Source organism: Bacillus sp. LR_5 (assembly GCF_042709275.1).
In genome coordinates this window covers 1-15,071 of sequence record NZ_JAVAXX010000158.1, presented here as the reverse complement: position 1 = coordinate 15,071, position 15,071 = coordinate 1, and the positions used below count along the sequence as shown (strand labels likewise).

Here is a 15,071-nt window from a genome sequence, read left to right as displayed (position 1 = left end):
GAAAACACTGCGAACTCTATGTGTCCTGATGATTCTTTCAGGCGTTATTTTTTTCGGACTTAAAATAGATGCAAAAGATATAGATATTCCTTTTTTGAACAGCCTTAAAAAAGTGGTTTCTGATAGCGATACAGACTCAGCGGCGAATAGCAAAAAGGAGCTGAAGGGAAGCGCAAAACCGCTGGATGTCATCCTTTACAATCAAATGGACGCCCCCCGGCTCTATAACGGCTGTGAAGTAACAAGCCTTGCGATGGTGCTGAATTACGCAGGATACGACGTGACAAAAAACACCCTGGCAAATCAGGTTGCCACAGTGCCTTTGACATACAGCAGCGGATTAAAGGGTGATCCGAATGACGGATTTGTCGGGGATATGGCGAATGGCCCTGGTCTCGGTGTCTACCATCGACCGATCTATCAGCTGGCGAAAACCTATGCGGGAGACAAAGTGTCTGATCTGACTGGAAAAAGCATTTCTGCTGTTTATGAACAGCTTGAAAAAGGCAATCCAGTTTGGGTTATTACGACAGCCAACTTTACGCCAGTTGACAACATGCAGACATGGAAAACGCCAAACGGAACGATAGAGATTACGTACAGCGAACACAGCGTCGCCGTTACGGGATATGATGATAAATATGTGTATCTCAATGATCCGTATGGCTATAAAAACAGAAAAACCGATAGAACAAGCTTTGAAAAAGCGTGGAAACAAATGGGCAGCCAGGCCGTGGTTATTCAAAAGTAAACACCTGAAGCCTCACTATGCTCTATCCTGAGCAAATACGACAATATTCATGCTTTTTGTATCAATCGGTAAGATCGATTCATTTTCCATTTTTCACCCAAAATTGTCTTTACTTTCAGGCTGTCTGTTTTTATGATTAAAGCAGATTCAGCCTTGCCCCGATCTATGCGAGAGAAGCCGGTGCAAGTCGCTGACGCTTCTCTTGCAAAAAATGAAAGATATCCGGGGAGGATTTATCATTGAAAAAAATCGTGTCTATCCTATTTATGTTCGGTTTGGTTATGGGTTTCAGCCAGTTTCAGCCATCAACCGCTTTTGCAGCAGACAAAGTGGTGCACGAAACAATTATCGTACCAAAAAATACAACATATGACGGGAAAGGACAGCGGTTTGTGGCAGGGAAAGAATTAGGCGACGGAAGCCAATCAGAAAACCAAGACCCTGTTTTTCGTGTGGAGGATGGTGCAACCCTGAAAAATGTGATGCTTGGCGCACCTGCCGCTGATGGCGTACACACTTATGGAAACGTTAACATTCAGAATGTGAAATGGGAAGATGTTGGTGAGGATGCGTTAACGGTGAAGAAGGAAGGAAAAGTGACGATCGACGGCGGTTCTGCTCAAAAAGCGTCAGATAAGATATTCCAAATCAATAAAGCCAGTACCTTCACAGTGAAAAATTTCACGGCGGACAATGGCGGGAAGTTCATTAGACAGCTTGGTGGTTCAACCTTCCACGTTGATGTGATCATCGACAAGTGCACCATCACAAACATGAAGGAAGCGATATTCCGGACGGACAGCAAAACAAGCACGGTCAGAATGACAAATACACGCTACTCTAATGTCGGTCAAAAATGGATTGGTGTTCAGCATATTTACGAAAACAACAACACTCAATTTTAACAAAAAAAGTCCGCTGATGTTATTCAGCGGACTTTTTCAATCTTTCTTGCATTTCTTCCTTCGTATAGATGATCCTCATCGGATTTCCGCCGACAAATGCCCCGTCAGGCACATCCTTATGGACAAGCGTTCCGGCGGACACAACTGCGCCATCTCCTATTTTCACCCCGGGCAGAATGGTCGTGTTGGCACCAATCATCACTTCGTCTCCGATCAGAACTTTGCCGATCCGGTATTCGTGAATCAAATACTCATGGGCCAGAATGGTCGTATTGTACCCGATGATTGTATTTGTTCCGACTGAGATCTTTTCCGGAAACATGATATCTGGCATCACCATGAGGGCAAAGGATGTCTGATTTCCAACCTTCATCCGCAGAAATGTACGGTACAGCCAGTTTTTCATCCCTATAAACGGCGTATATCTCGCAATTTGAATGACAATGAAATTTTTGACGACCTTTAGAAAAGGTACCGTTTGATAGACATGCCACAGTGAGTTGGCCCCCGAGACCGGATGACGATCTGTTTTTCTCACAGATTACTTCACTCCAACGATTTGTAATAGATCACTCATTTTCTCAAGCATAAAATCCGGCTCATGCTTCGCCAGCATTTCCGGCCCTTTAATCGTCCATGCGACTCCTGCCGTTTTTGTACCGGCGTTTTTGCCTGCCAGCACATCGTGGTAATTATCTCCGACCATAATGGCTTCCTCGGGCTTGCTTCCTAACTGTTTCAGCGCTAACAGCACAGGCTCGGGATCAGGCTTTGCATTCGTCACATCATCAAGGGTGACAACTGTTTCAAAGAATTCGCCGATTCCCGTGAGCTTGAGGCCCATATTGACAGTATCTCTTAATTTTGTTGTCACAATTCCTAATGTAAAGCCGGCTTTTTTTAATGCATCCAGGGTCTCATATACCGTTTCATATTCAGTCACGAGTGAATCATGCATGTCATGATTGTACGCTCTGTACATAGCGATCATATCCTCGCATTTATCAGGGTCCATCGAAGAGAACGTTTCAAAAAGAGACGGCCCGATAAATGCAAGGACATCTTCTCGTTTATACTTGCTCGGATAATAATGCTCCAGTGTATGCAAAAAGGACGCGATAATTAATTCATTCGTATTAATAAGCGTTCCGTCTAAATCAAACAGAATCGTCGTTACTTGTTTGTCACTCATATTGCTTCCTTTCCAACCGCTGAGGGTTTCCATTTTTTCCACGTGTGCGCAATAGCCATTGTCAGCAGAACTGCTGTGGTGACACGAATCAAAAGAAGCGGCCAGACGGGTATGCCAAGCGGAATAAAGACAAGTGTATCTTCCACGACCGCGTGGCAGGCAACGAGAAATATAAATGCCAATGTCATATCCCGCTTGCTCACGCCGTCATCCTCGACAGCTTTGATCATGACACCCGCTCCGTAGGCCAGACCAATCGTCAGTCCCGCCACCATCGTCATAGACGTATTTTTATTCATGCCAAGCAGCTGCGTAAACGGCGACAGCCACCTGGAAAACCGATGCAGCCAGCCTAAATCTCTTAAAAACTGGATGATAATCATCAGCGGGATGACAATTGCCGCCAGCTGCAAAACACCAAGTCCGGCTTTCGTTAATGCTTCTGCCAACATTCCTAGCCAGCTGTCTGGCGCCGCGCTCTTCGCAGCGATAAAACCGTACTGCGCCGTTTCCTTTCCGCCATGCCAAATGAGGTTGATGACGATGGCTGACACAGCGGCCAAACCGATGCGCACGGCCAATATGACGCCAATTCTGATACCAACCTTTGCGGCAACTGTCGATTCGATAATCAAGTTATGACAGAAAGAAAGCATAACAGCTAAAATAAAGACTTCTTTCACAGATAAATCCAATGTTAAAATCCCGGCAATTCCCGCATACAGATTCAGCATATTTCCCAGTACAAGCGGAATGGCCGCTTCACCAGAAAGCCCGAAGAGACCCATTACCGGTGTAATCAGCCGTACAAGCCAATCCATGACAGGGGTATGCTGAAGCAAAGTGACCAATAGCGTTACCGGGAAAATCACTTTACCCAGCGTCCATGTTGTTTGAAAACCTGCTGCAAGACCGGCCAGAAAGATCTTCTTCATCCCTCATCCCCCTTTGTTGACGTCTACTCCGCGTACCGCTCCTTCGAATATCCCTTGACGCGTCTGAAGATGATGGCTGCCACAGCCAAAACAATCAATACGATTGAAATCACCTGAGCGATGCGAAGTGAATCAGTCAGCATTAAGCTGTCAGTCCGCATTCCTTCAATAAAGTATCTTCCGATTGAATACCAAATGATATAGATCAAGAACATCTCGCCTCTACGCAAATTCGCTCTGCGCAGCAGCAGTAAAACAATGACGCCGACAAAGCTCCATAGTGATTCATATAAAAAAGTAGGATGATAATATTGCCCATTGATATACATTTGATTGATGATAAATTCAGGCAGGTGCAGGTTTTCTAAAAAGGCTCTGCTGACAGCCTCGCCGTGCGCTTCCTGATTCATGAAGTTCCCCCAGCGGCCGATCGCCTGGCCGAGCAAAATGCTGGGCGCGGCAATATCCGCAAGCTTCCAGAACGAAAGGTTTTTCACTCTCGAAAACACATAACCCGTTAAAATGGCGCCGATTAATCCGCCATGAATGGCAATGCCGCCCTTCCAAATCTTAATGATTTCTCCCGGATGTGCCGCATAATAGTCCCATTCAAAGGCAACGTAATAAATTCGTGCGCAAATAATCGCAATCGGAATGGCAAACAGGACAAGATCAATAAACGTATCTTTCTGCAGCCCCCGTTTTTCACTTTCCCTCATCGCAATCCACAGCCCGAGCAAAGCACCGAGACCGATAATGATTCCGTACCAATGGACGGCTAACGGCCCCAGCTGAAATGCTATCGGATTGAGTGGTTCTATCGCTTCATTCATTTAACGCCAACTCCTATTCTTCTTGTTCACCGTCTTCAATGACGTCCGCCAGCTTGTTGGTAAATTGTTCAGCGGCATTCAGCCCCATCCGCTTCAATCTGAAGTTCATTGCTGCCACTTCGATGATGACTGCAAGATTTCGGCCTGGGCGGACGGGAATCGTCAGTTTTGTAATTTCTGTATCAATGATTTTCATGGTCTCTTCCTCAAGTCCGAGCCGGTCGTATTGCTTGCCCTGCTCCCAGAGTTCAAGATTCATGACAATCGTGATTCGTTTATTGCTTCTGACCGCGCCAGCGCCAAATAGCGTCATCACATTGATAATGCCAAGGCCCCTGATCTCAAGAAGGTGCTCAATTAATTCCGGAGCGTTTCCCACAAGAGTATCCTGATCCTCCTGCCGTATTTCAACGCAATCATCGGCAACAAGGCGATGCCCTCTTTTCACAAGCTCCAGCGCTGTTTCGCTTTTTCCGACGCCGCTTTTTCCTGTGATCAGCACGCCGACACCATATATATCGACAAGAACGCCATGAATTGCTGTGGTAGGCGCCAGCCTGCTCTCAAGGAAGTTGGTTAAACGGCTTGACAGTCTTGTCGTTTTCAGCGGCGATCTGAGGACAGGCACCCCATTTTTCTCGGAGGCGTCAATCAGCTCCTGCGGGATGGGCATATCTCTAGAAAGAATAATAGCTGGTGTTACATCAGTGCACAGAGAATCCATTCGCTGTTTTTTCTCCTCTTCAGGAAGCTGTTCAAAGAAAGAAAGCTCTGTTTTTCCGAGAAGCTGCACGCGCTCTCTCGGGTAATATGTAAAATATCCGGCAATTTCAATGCCTGGTCTTGATAGGTCACTCATTGTAATCGGGCGGTTAATTCCTTCTTCTCCGCTGATTAATTCCAAATTGAACTGTTCCATTACGTCTTTTGTGCGAACCTTTGCCACGATATGTTCCTCCTGTTCCGGGCTGCCCCGAGCTTGCTCACAATACTTTCATTTTATCACTTTCAGGCTTGAACCTAAAACAGATTTTATAAAAGGCGGGAAAACACCTCAGCTGGTCTAGATCACTAGTCTGAAAAAGAGTAAAATAAAGGTATTCAAATTCCAGAAAGGCGGATCATCTATGGCAGAGAGTCTTCTTATCAAAGACATTGCGATCGTGACAGAAAATGAAGTAATCAAAAACGGCTATGTCGGAATCAATGACGGAAAAATCAGCACAGTCTCAACAGAACGGCCCAAGGAGTCATATTCAAAAGAGATTCAAGCACCTGCGGATTCCGTTTTGCTTCCCGGCATGATTGACATTCATATCCACGGCGGCTATGGCGCAGATACGATGGATGCTAGCTTTTCCACGCTCGACATCATGTCGTCAAGACTGCCCGAAGAAGGCACGACGAGCTTTTTAGCCACAACGATTACCCAAGAGCATGGGAACATTTCTCAAGCTTTGGTGAACGCAAGAGAGTGGAAAGCGGCTGAAGAGTCCTCTTTATTAGGTGCAGAACTGCTCGGCATTCATTTAGAGGGCCCCTTTGTTTCGCCTAAAAGAGCCGGAGCGCAGCCAAAGGAGTGGATTAGGCCTTCGGATGTTGCGCTTTTCAAAAAGTGGCAGCAGGAGGCGGGCGGACTGATCAAAATTGTTACACTTGCGCCGGAGGAGGATCAGCATTTTGAACTGATCCGCCATTTGAAAGACGAATCGATTATCGCATCCATGGGGCACACGGATGCCGATTCCGCATTGCTGTCGGATGCCGCAAAAGCAGGGGCGAGCCATATGACCCATCTGTACAACGCGATGAGCCCGTTTCATCACCGAGAGCCCGGAGTGATCGGAACGGCGCTGGCCCATGATGGGTTTGTGACAGAGCTTATCGCCGATGGCATTCACTCCCACCCTTTAGCTGCAAAGCTTGCTTTTTTGGCGAAAGGCAGCAGCAAGCTCATTTTAATTACCGATTCCATGAGGGCAAAAGGCCTGAAAGACGGCGTATATGAGTTCGGCGGCCAAAGTGTGACGGTAAGAGGACGAACAGCTCTTCTTTCAGACGGAACCCTTGCCGGTTCGATCCTCAAAATGAACGAAGGCGCACGGCATATGCGTGAGTTTACAAATTGCTCTTGGACGGATATAGCTAATATAACTTCTGCAAACGCGGCCAAACAGCTGGGCATCTTTGACCGAAAAGGCAGTGTGACTGTGGGAAAAGATGCAGATTTGGTGATTGTCAGCAGTGATTGCGAGGTGATTCTCACCATTTGCCGCGGAAACATTGCATTTATATCCAAGGAGGCTGACCAGATATGAAAGTAATGGAATGTCAAACGTATGAAGAGCTAAGCCAAAAAGCAGCCAGAATAACGGCAGATACAATCAAAGAAAAACCTGATGCCGTTCTCGGGTTAGCGACGGGCGGCACACCGGAAGGCACGTATCGCGAGCTGATCCGCCTGCACCAAACTGAGAATCTCTCATTTCAAAACGTCACTACAGTTAATTTGGATGAGTACGCCAGACTTTCAAGCAATGACCCGAACAGCTATCACTTCTATATGAATGACCGTTTATTTCAGCATATCGACAGCAAGCCTAGCCGGCATTTTATTCCGAATGGAAATGCAGACGATTTGGAGGACGAATGCAGACGGTATGAACAGCTAGTCGAGTCCCTCGGCGGCACTGACATTCAGCTTCTCGGCATCGGCCGAAACGGACACATCGGCTTTAACGAACCGGGAACGTCTTTCAAGTCGCGAACTCATGTTGTGACATTAAATGAGCAAACCCGCCAAGCGAATGCCAGATATTTTCCCTCCATAGACAGCGTGCCGAAAAAAGCATTGACAATGGGAATTCAAACGATACTCTCAAGCAAGCGCATTCTGCTGCTTATTTCTGGAAAAAGCAAAGCGGAAGCTGTTCATAAGCTGTTAGAAGGAAACATCAGCGAAGATTTTCCCGCATCTGCTTTGCACCTGCATTCCGATGTTACGGTTTTGATTGATCGTGAAGCCGCGTCATTAAGACCTTGAAAGGAACATGCTGACTTATGAATATCAATAAACAATCGCCTATTCCGATTTATTATCAGATTATGGAGCAATTAAAAACCCAAATTAAGAGCGGAGAACTGCAGCCGGATATGCCTCTTCCTTCTGAGCGCGAATATGCCGAACAATTCGGGATCAGCCGGATGACAGTTCGCCAGGCGCTTTCTAATTTAGTTAATGAAGGCTTGCTCTATCGCCTGAAAGGGCGGGGCACCTTTGTCAGCAAGCCAAAAATGGAACAAGCACTTCAAGGGCTGACAAGCTTTACCGAGGATATGAAAAGCCGCGGGATGACACCGGGCAGCAGGCTCATTGATTATCAGCTTATTGATTCAACTGAGGAGCTCGCGGCTATATTAGGCTTCGGGCACCCCTCCTCTATCCATAAAATCACTCGGGTGCGGCTGGCAAATGATATTCCGATGGCGATTGAGTCCTCACATATTCCGTTTGAGCTTGCGGGTGAATTGAACGAATCGCATTTTCAGTCGTCGATCTATGATCATATTGAAAGGTACAACAGCATACCGATTTCCCGTGCAAAACAGGAGCTTGAGCCAAGCGCTGCCACCACGGAAGAAGCGAATATTCTTGGTATTCAAAAGGGAGCGCCTGTCCTATTAATTAAACGAACGACATATCTGCAGAACGGAACTGCTTTTGAGCATGCAAAATCCGTATACAGAGGCGACCGTTATACATTTGTCCACTATATGGATCGTCTTTCATAAAAAAAGCCTCCAACCCTTTTTAAGGATTGGAGACATGGCGAAAATCAAACTGGTCTGGTGCCGGACGATATGTTTCTTTTTTCGTCTTGAACTTCCAGATCGGTGATTTCGTTTTGCCGTTAAAACTGTCTTCCACTATAATGTACCAATAATAAACAGACTGCGGTTCAAGGTGATCCCAGCGGAATTCAGCTGTATCCCCGCTCTTCACTTGCTCCCGTTTTCCGAGCTCTTCATTGGTATAAACATTACATCTAAAATAATCGGTTTCCACCTTTTTGATTCTTGGCTTCAAATCAAGCGAAAGGGAAAATTCATCCTTGTTGCCATAGGTATCCGTATCATAGTAATTCTTATCCTTTACATACGGAGAATACGTCGATACGTGCACCATGTCATTGGCCTGGTCAAATTGAAGCAAACGCAAATACCCTTGACCGCCTTCTGGCCCGCCCTGATAATCGGCCAGCATTTGATGCACAAGACGATCCGGCTTCCCATCACCATCATCATCCAGCTCATCTGTTTTTCTCATCGCACTATGATAATGCCCGCTCAATACCATCACGACATTCGGGTTCGGCTTTACGATTTCTTTGAATATTTTCTCCCCGATCGGGCTTCTGTTTCCGCTGACCAGCAAATACTCATGAAAAGCTAAAATTGCCATCCGGTCAGGGTGTTTCTTCAGCACCTGATTCATCCACGCGATGTCTTCATCCGTAATGCCCCATCCCATGTACAGCATGATATAATCATTGCCGTTGCTAGAAATCAGGTCATAATGTCCGCGGTTATTTTTATAGGAACCGCCATAATGCAATTTTTTATCAAAACGATCGCTACCAAAATATTTGCCAAACGCCCTGTAGGAGCCGTCCTTATGCCCCACATCGTGGTTGCCGGCCAGCACGCCGTAAGGTATTCCGTTCTTATCCAGAACGGACATTGACCGATCAGCGTTTTTCCACTGTCTGATATCAGCGGAATCATCTACAATATCACCCGTGTGGAACACATATTTGATATTGAGCTGCTTTTGATTATCTTTTATCCATTCTGTCTGTTTATCAAAAATATGCGGATAGCTTTCGGCGTAATACTGTGTATCAGACATCCAGACAAATGTGTACATATCCTTCGCAGGAGGAATTTCATCCTGTACAATCACATTCATTTTCGCCTCCCGTACAAAATCGGCGGCAATCACAGACGCTTTCAGCGTAAACGGTTTGTCATCCTTCGCGACGAAGCTGTCAACAGGCTGCCATTCGTTTGTCCGATAATTCCAAGCATACATCGTCACCTTTCTCCCCGGCAAAGAACTGCCCTTCCAAACCGCTTCTGCCAGATCATTCTCATCAATTGATGGATCAACCGTCACTTCAAAGCGATGATAAGGGAAAAGCTCTTTGTTTTCTGTCGATACTGTTTTTCCATCAGTAGCTGATACCCGCTCCAATTCTTTATTCGTAAATGGGGTCTCCCTTTCCGGCACAAAGCTTTTCGGCGGTTCAGTCAGTGACGCGTGCTTAAATATTTTCACATGATTGCGCGCTGTATATTGAAATCCCCTATAAAAACCAACATCCATGGCATCATTCGTCGGATCTTTCACCCGTACAGAAAGCTTGGCCTTATGCGTGTCGGCTTCGCTGTCTATAACCTCCGGCTGGTCCGGATGCTCTCGTTCGGTTTTAAATATCCTCTCAATCACTGTTTTATTGCCCGCGAGATCCGTTGCTGTCACTTTTAGAGAATGTTTTCCCGGCAAAAGATCAGAAGAGGACGTATGATATGGGAGTGTAATGCTTTCTCCATCTAAAGACGCTTCCGCTTCCTCAATTTTGCTCCATTTATCATACATATCCGCCTGCAGGATAAGATTTCCTTTATACGTTTGCCCCTCGGTGATATTCGGCTCAATGTGAGGTCCTGAATTATCTACCCGTACAACCAGGCTGACATTTTCCTTGCCGTCGCTTGCTTGAATATGGTGAGCGCCTTCAGAAAGCTTTGATGTGTCCCACTCCAGCAGCTGTGATGTAAATAGTCCGTCAGGCAGATTGAACTGAAATTGCCAGCTTTTATTCGAGCGCTGATTATCGCCAATAAAGAGTTCCTTCTCAGGAGACACCCTCTGATCCCTGATCACCGTTCCATCTGATAACACCAATCGGGCGTTTTTGACTAAGAAGTCATCACGGTTTTCAGCCGTATCAAACGGAGACACCTTCGAACCCGATCGTATTGTAATACGCTGCAGCTGCTTCCCTTTCCGAAGCAGTGTCTCTGGCAACGGAACAGAATAGGTGCGGTATTTATTTGTTGTATCATCGAACACCTTCAGCACTTTGCCTTCCATCGTTACCGCGTTTTTAAAATAAAGGTTCGTTTTCCTCGTATCGAATGCAAAATATACTTCCTTTTCCATCGCAGGCTCTGTCACTTGTTTTTTCCCGTCAATCCACAGCTTAATGCTGTCAGCTCGCCCTTCTGTCGTGGCTTTGAGAAATTGAGTTCCCGACAGCGTGTCTCTGTTTTCAATATTCAACCGCAGGCCGTGCGCCTTGCTTGTTTGTTTAATATCAATCATTTTGACCGGCGTTCTCGCTTCATTGATCCCGTCCCCGGCCGCCACATAATACTCTAGCTGATCCTTCCCGATCAATTCAGGCGAATACACAATATAATGGTAGAGATTATCGTTACGGTCTTTTTCAGCAAGAATTCGCTTAAACGGTTTGTTCTCATCCGTCCGGTAGTAAAAGGCAGCTGTTTTCACTAGACTTCGGTCCCGTATGTCAGCCCGCAGCTCAATGCTTTCAGCAGGGCGGACAGGCTTGCGGTCAGTCAAATCCTCAATAACCGGCTTTTCTTTATCGAGCTTGATTTTCCGTTTCTGGTCGGGTACCTGTGCCTGTAATACGGTTCCGGGAGACGGATTCTTTTCCCCGATTGAAATGTTCAGAAGTTCTGCTGTTCCGTTCAACGGATACTTATAAAGCACTGATGACAGCCGGCGCAGCGCATGTTTCCGATAATGCGCAACCGAAATGTCCTTTCCTGTATTCGTTGATATCACAACGGCCCGCGGCCTCGTATTGGCCATACCCTCTGTCTCGTCTATCACCGCGAGATTTTTTCCTTCTTTAAGTTGTGTCTGATAATAACGATTGAAATCCGCTGACGTCAATTCTGGATGCCCGGCAGGCTTCAGCCAGACGACAAACGTTTCGCCGGATGGTATCAAGATCTTTTCATCAGGTCTCCAAATCAGATCGGAGTCAGGCCCTTCTTTTGGGTAGCGGTAACGGATATGGTAGTCTTTAAAATCAATCGTTCTGTCAGTCGTATTAAAAATCTCAATAAATTCATAACCGTCTGCGCGTCCTATATTCTTCGTATCAACCGCCAGTTCTGTGATCAGAAGCTCCGGAATATGGGCAAGGTCAGCCTGGTATCCTTCAAGCTTCAGTTTCTTCGTCTCCGACTCAACCCGCTGCTTCCCATTCGACATCACAATGTAATACTCAAGCTCGCTGTTCCAAATCAAACGTTTCGGAATTTGTGCCAAAAACTTGCGGACCGCTCCGGGGGTCGGGTCCATCGGCACCATTTTGTAGCCCAGCTCATTACTTTGTTTATAAAAAAGAAAGGCGGAAAATGCTTGATACGAATTATCGCGAACTTGAGCCTCAATCATTAGATTGCTTCTCATTTCAGCTTTCACATCAATTTGAGGAGGATTTTCAAGCAAGGGTATGTAATGAGGCGTTTGAAATAGTTCCTGCTGTACAACAGGAAAAGCTTTCGATTCATGATGGCCGCCAGACAAAACGGAAAGAAAAGACAGTAATATAGAAGCAATAACCGTGTATTTCCTCATCAAAGCACCTCCCTTTTCATGTATTTTGCGTCTGAACAGGGAAGCTTATGAGTTCATTTTTGTGCATAAAGAACAAAAAAACGTCTGCCTCTTGAAAATTCCACTATTCCCCAGTAAACTAAGGATAGTTAACCAGTTAACAATTAAATCAGAGAGGCAAATTGATGAACAACAGCATTCATGATGAATTATTTCAAGCTATACAACAATTCGCATTAAAAAGAGATAAACGCGTCTGGCAAAAGGTGCAGATTCCGTCCTCACAACATCTCGACCACCTCAAAAAAGACTGGACATTGACCCAGCTTCACATTGTTTCCTGTTTACATACCAGCAAAAATGTGAATAACAGCTTCTTAGCATCCCGCTTACATATCTCAAAAGCAGCTGTTTCAAAAGCAATTCAAGCTTTGTTGAAACATAACATCATTACAGTGACAAAAAAGCCGGGCAACAAAAAAGAAATTTTTTATACGTTAACTGAAAGCGGCAAAGAACTGGCGGGGTTACATGAACAGCTTCATCAAAAAGCAAAGGAGCAATACAAACAGCTCTTCAATGAATTTTCAATTGATGAGTTGAAAACAGTGACTGCGTTTATTAACTTGTGGATCAAGCATATGTAAAAAAGCCTCACCCGCACGGGAGAGACCTTTCCATATTATTAAGCCCTGTCAAATACAATATGAAGTGAGACGGGTCCGCGTGTATACAGACCGGACTCAGCATAACAAAAATCTTCCTCTAATCTGATATTCCGCATCTTATCCAGCACAATATTAGCTACAATTTCGATTTCGGTTTTGGCAAAAGCTGCTCCTACACAGTTATGAATGCCGGATCCGAAAGCGAGATGCCGGGCGGCGCCGCTAAAAGCGCTCTTGATGCCAAGATCTTCCCGATGAATATTAAACACGTCAGGCTGTTCAAATGCTTCAGGGTCCCGGTTAGCCGCACCGATCATACAAAAAACAATCGTATCTTTTTTGATTTCCATACCGCCGACCACTGTATCTTGGGACAGCTGCCGCGGAATCAGCTGAACCGGCGGTTTATAACGCAATGTCTCCGCAATGGCTCTCGGAACTAACGAACGGTCAGCCAAAACATCATTCATCTGCTCAGGATTGTTGAGCAAATGGTAGATCATCAGTGCCAGCGTCTTATCAGCCGGTTCCGTTGCGGCTAACAGCACATTAAGAATCAGTGCGAGTATATCCTTGTCCGACAGCGCCATGCCTTCATATTCAGAAGTACATAGGATCGAAATTAAATCTGATCCCGGATTGACGCGACGTTCTTTAATGACCGGCATCAAGTATTGGGAAAGCTGTTCGCTGCACCATAACGAATGTGCCCGCGCTTCAGGAGATTGAGAGATACTCGTGATAAAATCGGCAACTCCGCTGTGCCACTCAGAGATTTTTTCATGGTCTCTTTTATCCAGCCCGAGCATGTCCATCGTGACGCACACCGCAAACGTCTTTCCAAAATCATTGACGAGATCAATTTTCCCTCTTTCAAGATAAGGCGCTAACAAGTTTTCTGCATTTTGTTTAATCAATGGAGACAGATGATCCAGTGCGTCACCGATAAAGCTTCTCACTACAATTCTTCTTTTGGCAGAGTGTTCTTTTCCATGCATTTGGGCCAGCACAGGGCCTCGCATGACTGGTTCGGCACGCTCAACAAGTGATTTCGTCGTGAAGATATCCGGATGCTGAAGGATATAGCGGACATCATGATAGCGGCTGATAAAATAACTGTCTATCGACTCTTCATAATGAACCGGATCTTCCTCCCGCAGTTGTGAAAAATAAGCATATGGATTGTTTTGAAATTGATCAGAAAGCACACTAAACAATTTAATCGATTGGCTCATGTTTTACTCCCCCTATCATCCTTCAGATGTGATCCGTTTCTCAGAAAGCATCTGCGCCATTTCCTGTACAATGAGATACCCTTGATTCGGCCGCATACAAATAGAAAATTCATGGTTACTGATCTTCTCACCCAGCTTCCACGGACGATGATAAGCAAGGAGTGTCTCTTCCACCTCTAAAATATCCGGAGCTCCGATAAAAAACGGCAGCTCAGCTATGACATATTCCACAGCCAAATTCAGCATATCCTCACTGACTTCTTCCATCATCAAACTGACGCCCCGCGCACGCCCGATTATCGCTTCACGAGACATGTCCAAACAAGCATGTCGAAAATGAGGCTGCTCAAAAAATGCATGTTCAACTTCTTGTCTCAACAGCTGGTAGGCTTTGTTATCTATAAAATCAGAAAATGTATGAATCGCCTTCGGATCCCCGCCATGAGCCACAAGGGCTCTTTCTGCAAATCTCCTGTTTCGTGATACCTCTTTCCTTACTTTTCGTTCAGCCTTTCCTCTCGGAGTTCCAAGCGCTTCTAGAAGATTAGCCGCCTCATGCCCTGCAAGTAAAACTGAAACGCTTTTAAATTGAGCTTTCGCCCATCCAATTAATCTGTAAATATAATCCTCTGAAAACCTGCTGTTAAATGGGCTGATCCCCACCAAAACATGCCTGCGCCGTTCAAATATTTCTCTGCAGTTTTCTGTTAATGCCTCAGCAATAAAATGCACAGACCTTCTTTCCGTTACCATTCCGGTCATCTCATTCACCCCTAAAACTTATCCCGCTTTAAGTCATCACCCTCAAATACAAGATGGAATAGCTAGAACAACTGAACAAGACGAATGGCAGGCAGCACTTAAAGTTTCCAAATGTTTTTTAAAATTTTAA

General features: G+C 45.6%; 14 protein-coding genes. 6 read left to right on the top strand and 8 right to left on the bottom strand.

Annotation, left to right across the window (positions count from 1 at the left end; all coding sequences use genetic code 11):
• The coding region (locus RAC86_RS24390) for a C39 family peptidase (RefSeq protein WP_377886099.1) at positions 1-751 on the top strand (751 nt) is incomplete at its 5' end.
• Positions 752-990: 239 nt separating this feature from the next.
• Complete coding sequence (pelC, locus tag RAC86_RS24385; protein ID WP_377886098.1) at positions 991-1,656, top strand: pectate/pectin lyase PelC; 666 nt, start codon at positions 991-993, stop codon at positions 1,654-1,656.
• Between the two features lie 19 nt (positions 1,657-1,675).
• Here pelC and hprF read toward each other — a convergent pair whose 3' ends face one another.
• From hprF to hprK, 5 genes are read right to left on the bottom strand one after another with little or no spacing between them, the layout of a single operon-like run.
• Positions 1,676-2,194, bottom strand: coding sequence for a heptaprenylglyceryl phosphate O-acetyltransferase (gene hprF, locus RAC86_RS24380; RefSeq protein ID WP_122894769.1), 519 nt, complete (start codon positions 2,192-2,194; stop codon positions 1,676-1,678).
• Between the two features lie 3 nt (positions 2,195-2,197).
• Entirely contained in the window at positions 2,198-2,848 is a 651-nt protein-coding gene (ppaX, locus tag RAC86_RS24375; protein WP_014481021.1) for a pyrophosphatase PpaX, read from the bottom strand.
• Positions 2,845-3,783, bottom strand: coding sequence for a nucleoside recognition domain-containing protein (locus RAC86_RS24370; protein ID WP_017695286.1), 939 nt, complete (start codon positions 3,781-3,783; stop codon positions 2,845-2,847). The genes ppaX and RAC86_RS24370 overlap by 4 nt, the downstream gene beginning before the upstream one ends.
• Positions 3,784-3,806: 23 nt before the next feature.
• The gene (lgt, locus tag RAC86_RS24365; protein WP_003242661.1) at positions 3,807-4,616 is read right to left on the bottom strand and encodes a prolipoprotein diacylglyceryl transferase; all 810 of its coding nucleotides are present in this window, start codon (positions 4,614-4,616) and stop codon (positions 3,807-3,809) included.
• Between the two features lie 13 nt (positions 4,617-4,629).
• Entirely contained in the window at positions 4,630-5,562 is a 933-nt protein-coding gene (gene hprK, locus RAC86_RS24360) for an HPr(Ser) kinase/phosphatase (protein ID WP_003228097.1), read from the bottom strand.
• A gap of 181 nt (positions 5,563-5,743) precedes the next feature.
• Here hprK and nagA point away from each other — a divergent pair, with 181 nt between their 5' ends.
• From nagA to nagR, 3 genes are read left to right on the top strand one after another with little or no spacing between them, the layout of a single operon-like run.
• Complete coding sequence (gene nagA / locus RAC86_RS24355; protein WP_014481023.1) at positions 5,744-6,934, top strand: N-acetylglucosamine-6-phosphate deacetylase; 1,191 nt, start codon at positions 5,744-5,746, stop codon at positions 6,932-6,934.
• A complete protein-coding gene (gene nagB, locus RAC86_RS24350; protein WP_224913087.1) occupies positions 6,931-7,659 on the top strand; it encodes a glucosamine-6-phosphate deaminase in 729 nt (242 codons plus the stop codon). Before nagA ends, nagB begins: the two co-directional genes overlap by 4 nt.
• 17 nt (positions 7,660-7,676) lie before the next feature.
• Positions 7,677-8,408, top strand: a complete 732-nt coding sequence (gene nagR, locus RAC86_RS24345) for an N-acetylglucosamine utilization transcriptional regulator NagR (protein ID WP_339175335.1) — start codon at positions 7,677-7,679, stop codon at positions 8,406-8,408.
• Positions 8,409-8,427: 19 nt separating this feature from the next.
• Here nagR and RAC86_RS24340 read toward each other — a convergent pair whose 3' ends face one another.
• Entirely contained in the window at positions 8,428-12,297 is a 3,870-nt protein-coding gene (locus RAC86_RS24340) for a lamin tail domain-containing metallophosphoesterase family protein (RefSeq protein WP_377886097.1), read from the bottom strand.
• A 164-nt stretch (positions 12,298-12,461) separates the two neighbouring features.
• Here RAC86_RS24340 and RAC86_RS24335 point away from each other — a divergent pair, with 164 nt between their 5' ends.
• The gene (locus tag RAC86_RS24335; protein ID WP_029318333.1) at positions 12,462-12,923 is read left to right on the top strand and encodes a MarR family transcriptional regulator; all 462 of its coding nucleotides are present in this window, start codon (positions 12,462-12,464) and stop codon (positions 12,921-12,923) included.
• A gap of 38 nt (positions 12,924-12,961) precedes the next feature.
• Here RAC86_RS24335 and cypX read toward each other — a convergent pair whose 3' ends face one another.
• Positions 12,962-14,179, bottom strand: coding sequence for a pulcherriminic acid synthase (cypX, locus tag RAC86_RS24330; protein WP_101172222.1), 1,218 nt, complete (start codon positions 14,177-14,179; stop codon positions 12,962-12,964).
• Between the two features lie 15 nt (positions 14,180-14,194).
• Entirely contained in the window at positions 14,195-14,941 is a 747-nt protein-coding gene (gene pchC, locus RAC86_RS24325) for a cyclo(L-leucyl-L-leucyl) synthase (protein WP_003242712.1), read from the bottom strand.
• Positions 14,942-15,071: the final 130 nt, after the last annotated feature.

Coding starts and splice junctions, on each gene's coding strand:
- nagB (WP_224913087.1), top strand. CDS start 6,931: ATGAAAGTAATGGAATGTCAAACGTATGAAGAGCTAAGCCAAAAAGCA.
- cypX (WP_101172222.1), bottom strand. CDS start 14,179: ATGAGCCAATCGATTAAATTGTTTAGTGTGCTTTCTGATCAATTTCAA.
- pchC (WP_003242712.1), bottom strand. CDS start 14,941: ATGACCGGAATGGTAACGGAAAGAAGGTCTGTGCATTTTATTGCTGAG.
- nagR (WP_339175335.1), top strand. CDS start 7,677: ATGAATATCAATAAACAATCGCCTATTCCGATTTATTATCAGATTATG.
- lgt (WP_003242661.1), bottom strand. CDS start 4,616: ATGAATGAAGCGATAGAACCACTCAATCCGATAGCATTTCAGCTGGGG.
- ppaX (WP_014481021.1), bottom strand. CDS start 2,848: ATGAGTGACAAACAAGTAACGACGATTCTGTTTGATTTAGACGGAACG.
- RAC86_RS24370 (WP_017695286.1), bottom strand. CDS start 3,783: ATGAAGAAGATCTTTCTGGCCGGTCTTGCAGCAGGTTTTCAAACAACA.
- RAC86_RS24340 (WP_377886097.1), bottom strand. CDS start 12,297: ATGAGGAAATACACGGTTATTGCTTCTATATTACTGTCTTTTCTTTCC.
- nagA (WP_014481023.1), top strand. CDS start 5,744: ATGGCAGAGAGTCTTCTTATCAAAGACATTGCGATCGTGACAGAAAAT.
- RAC86_RS24335 (WP_029318333.1), top strand. CDS start 12,462: ATGAACAACAGCATTCATGATGAATTATTTCAAGCTATACAACAATTC.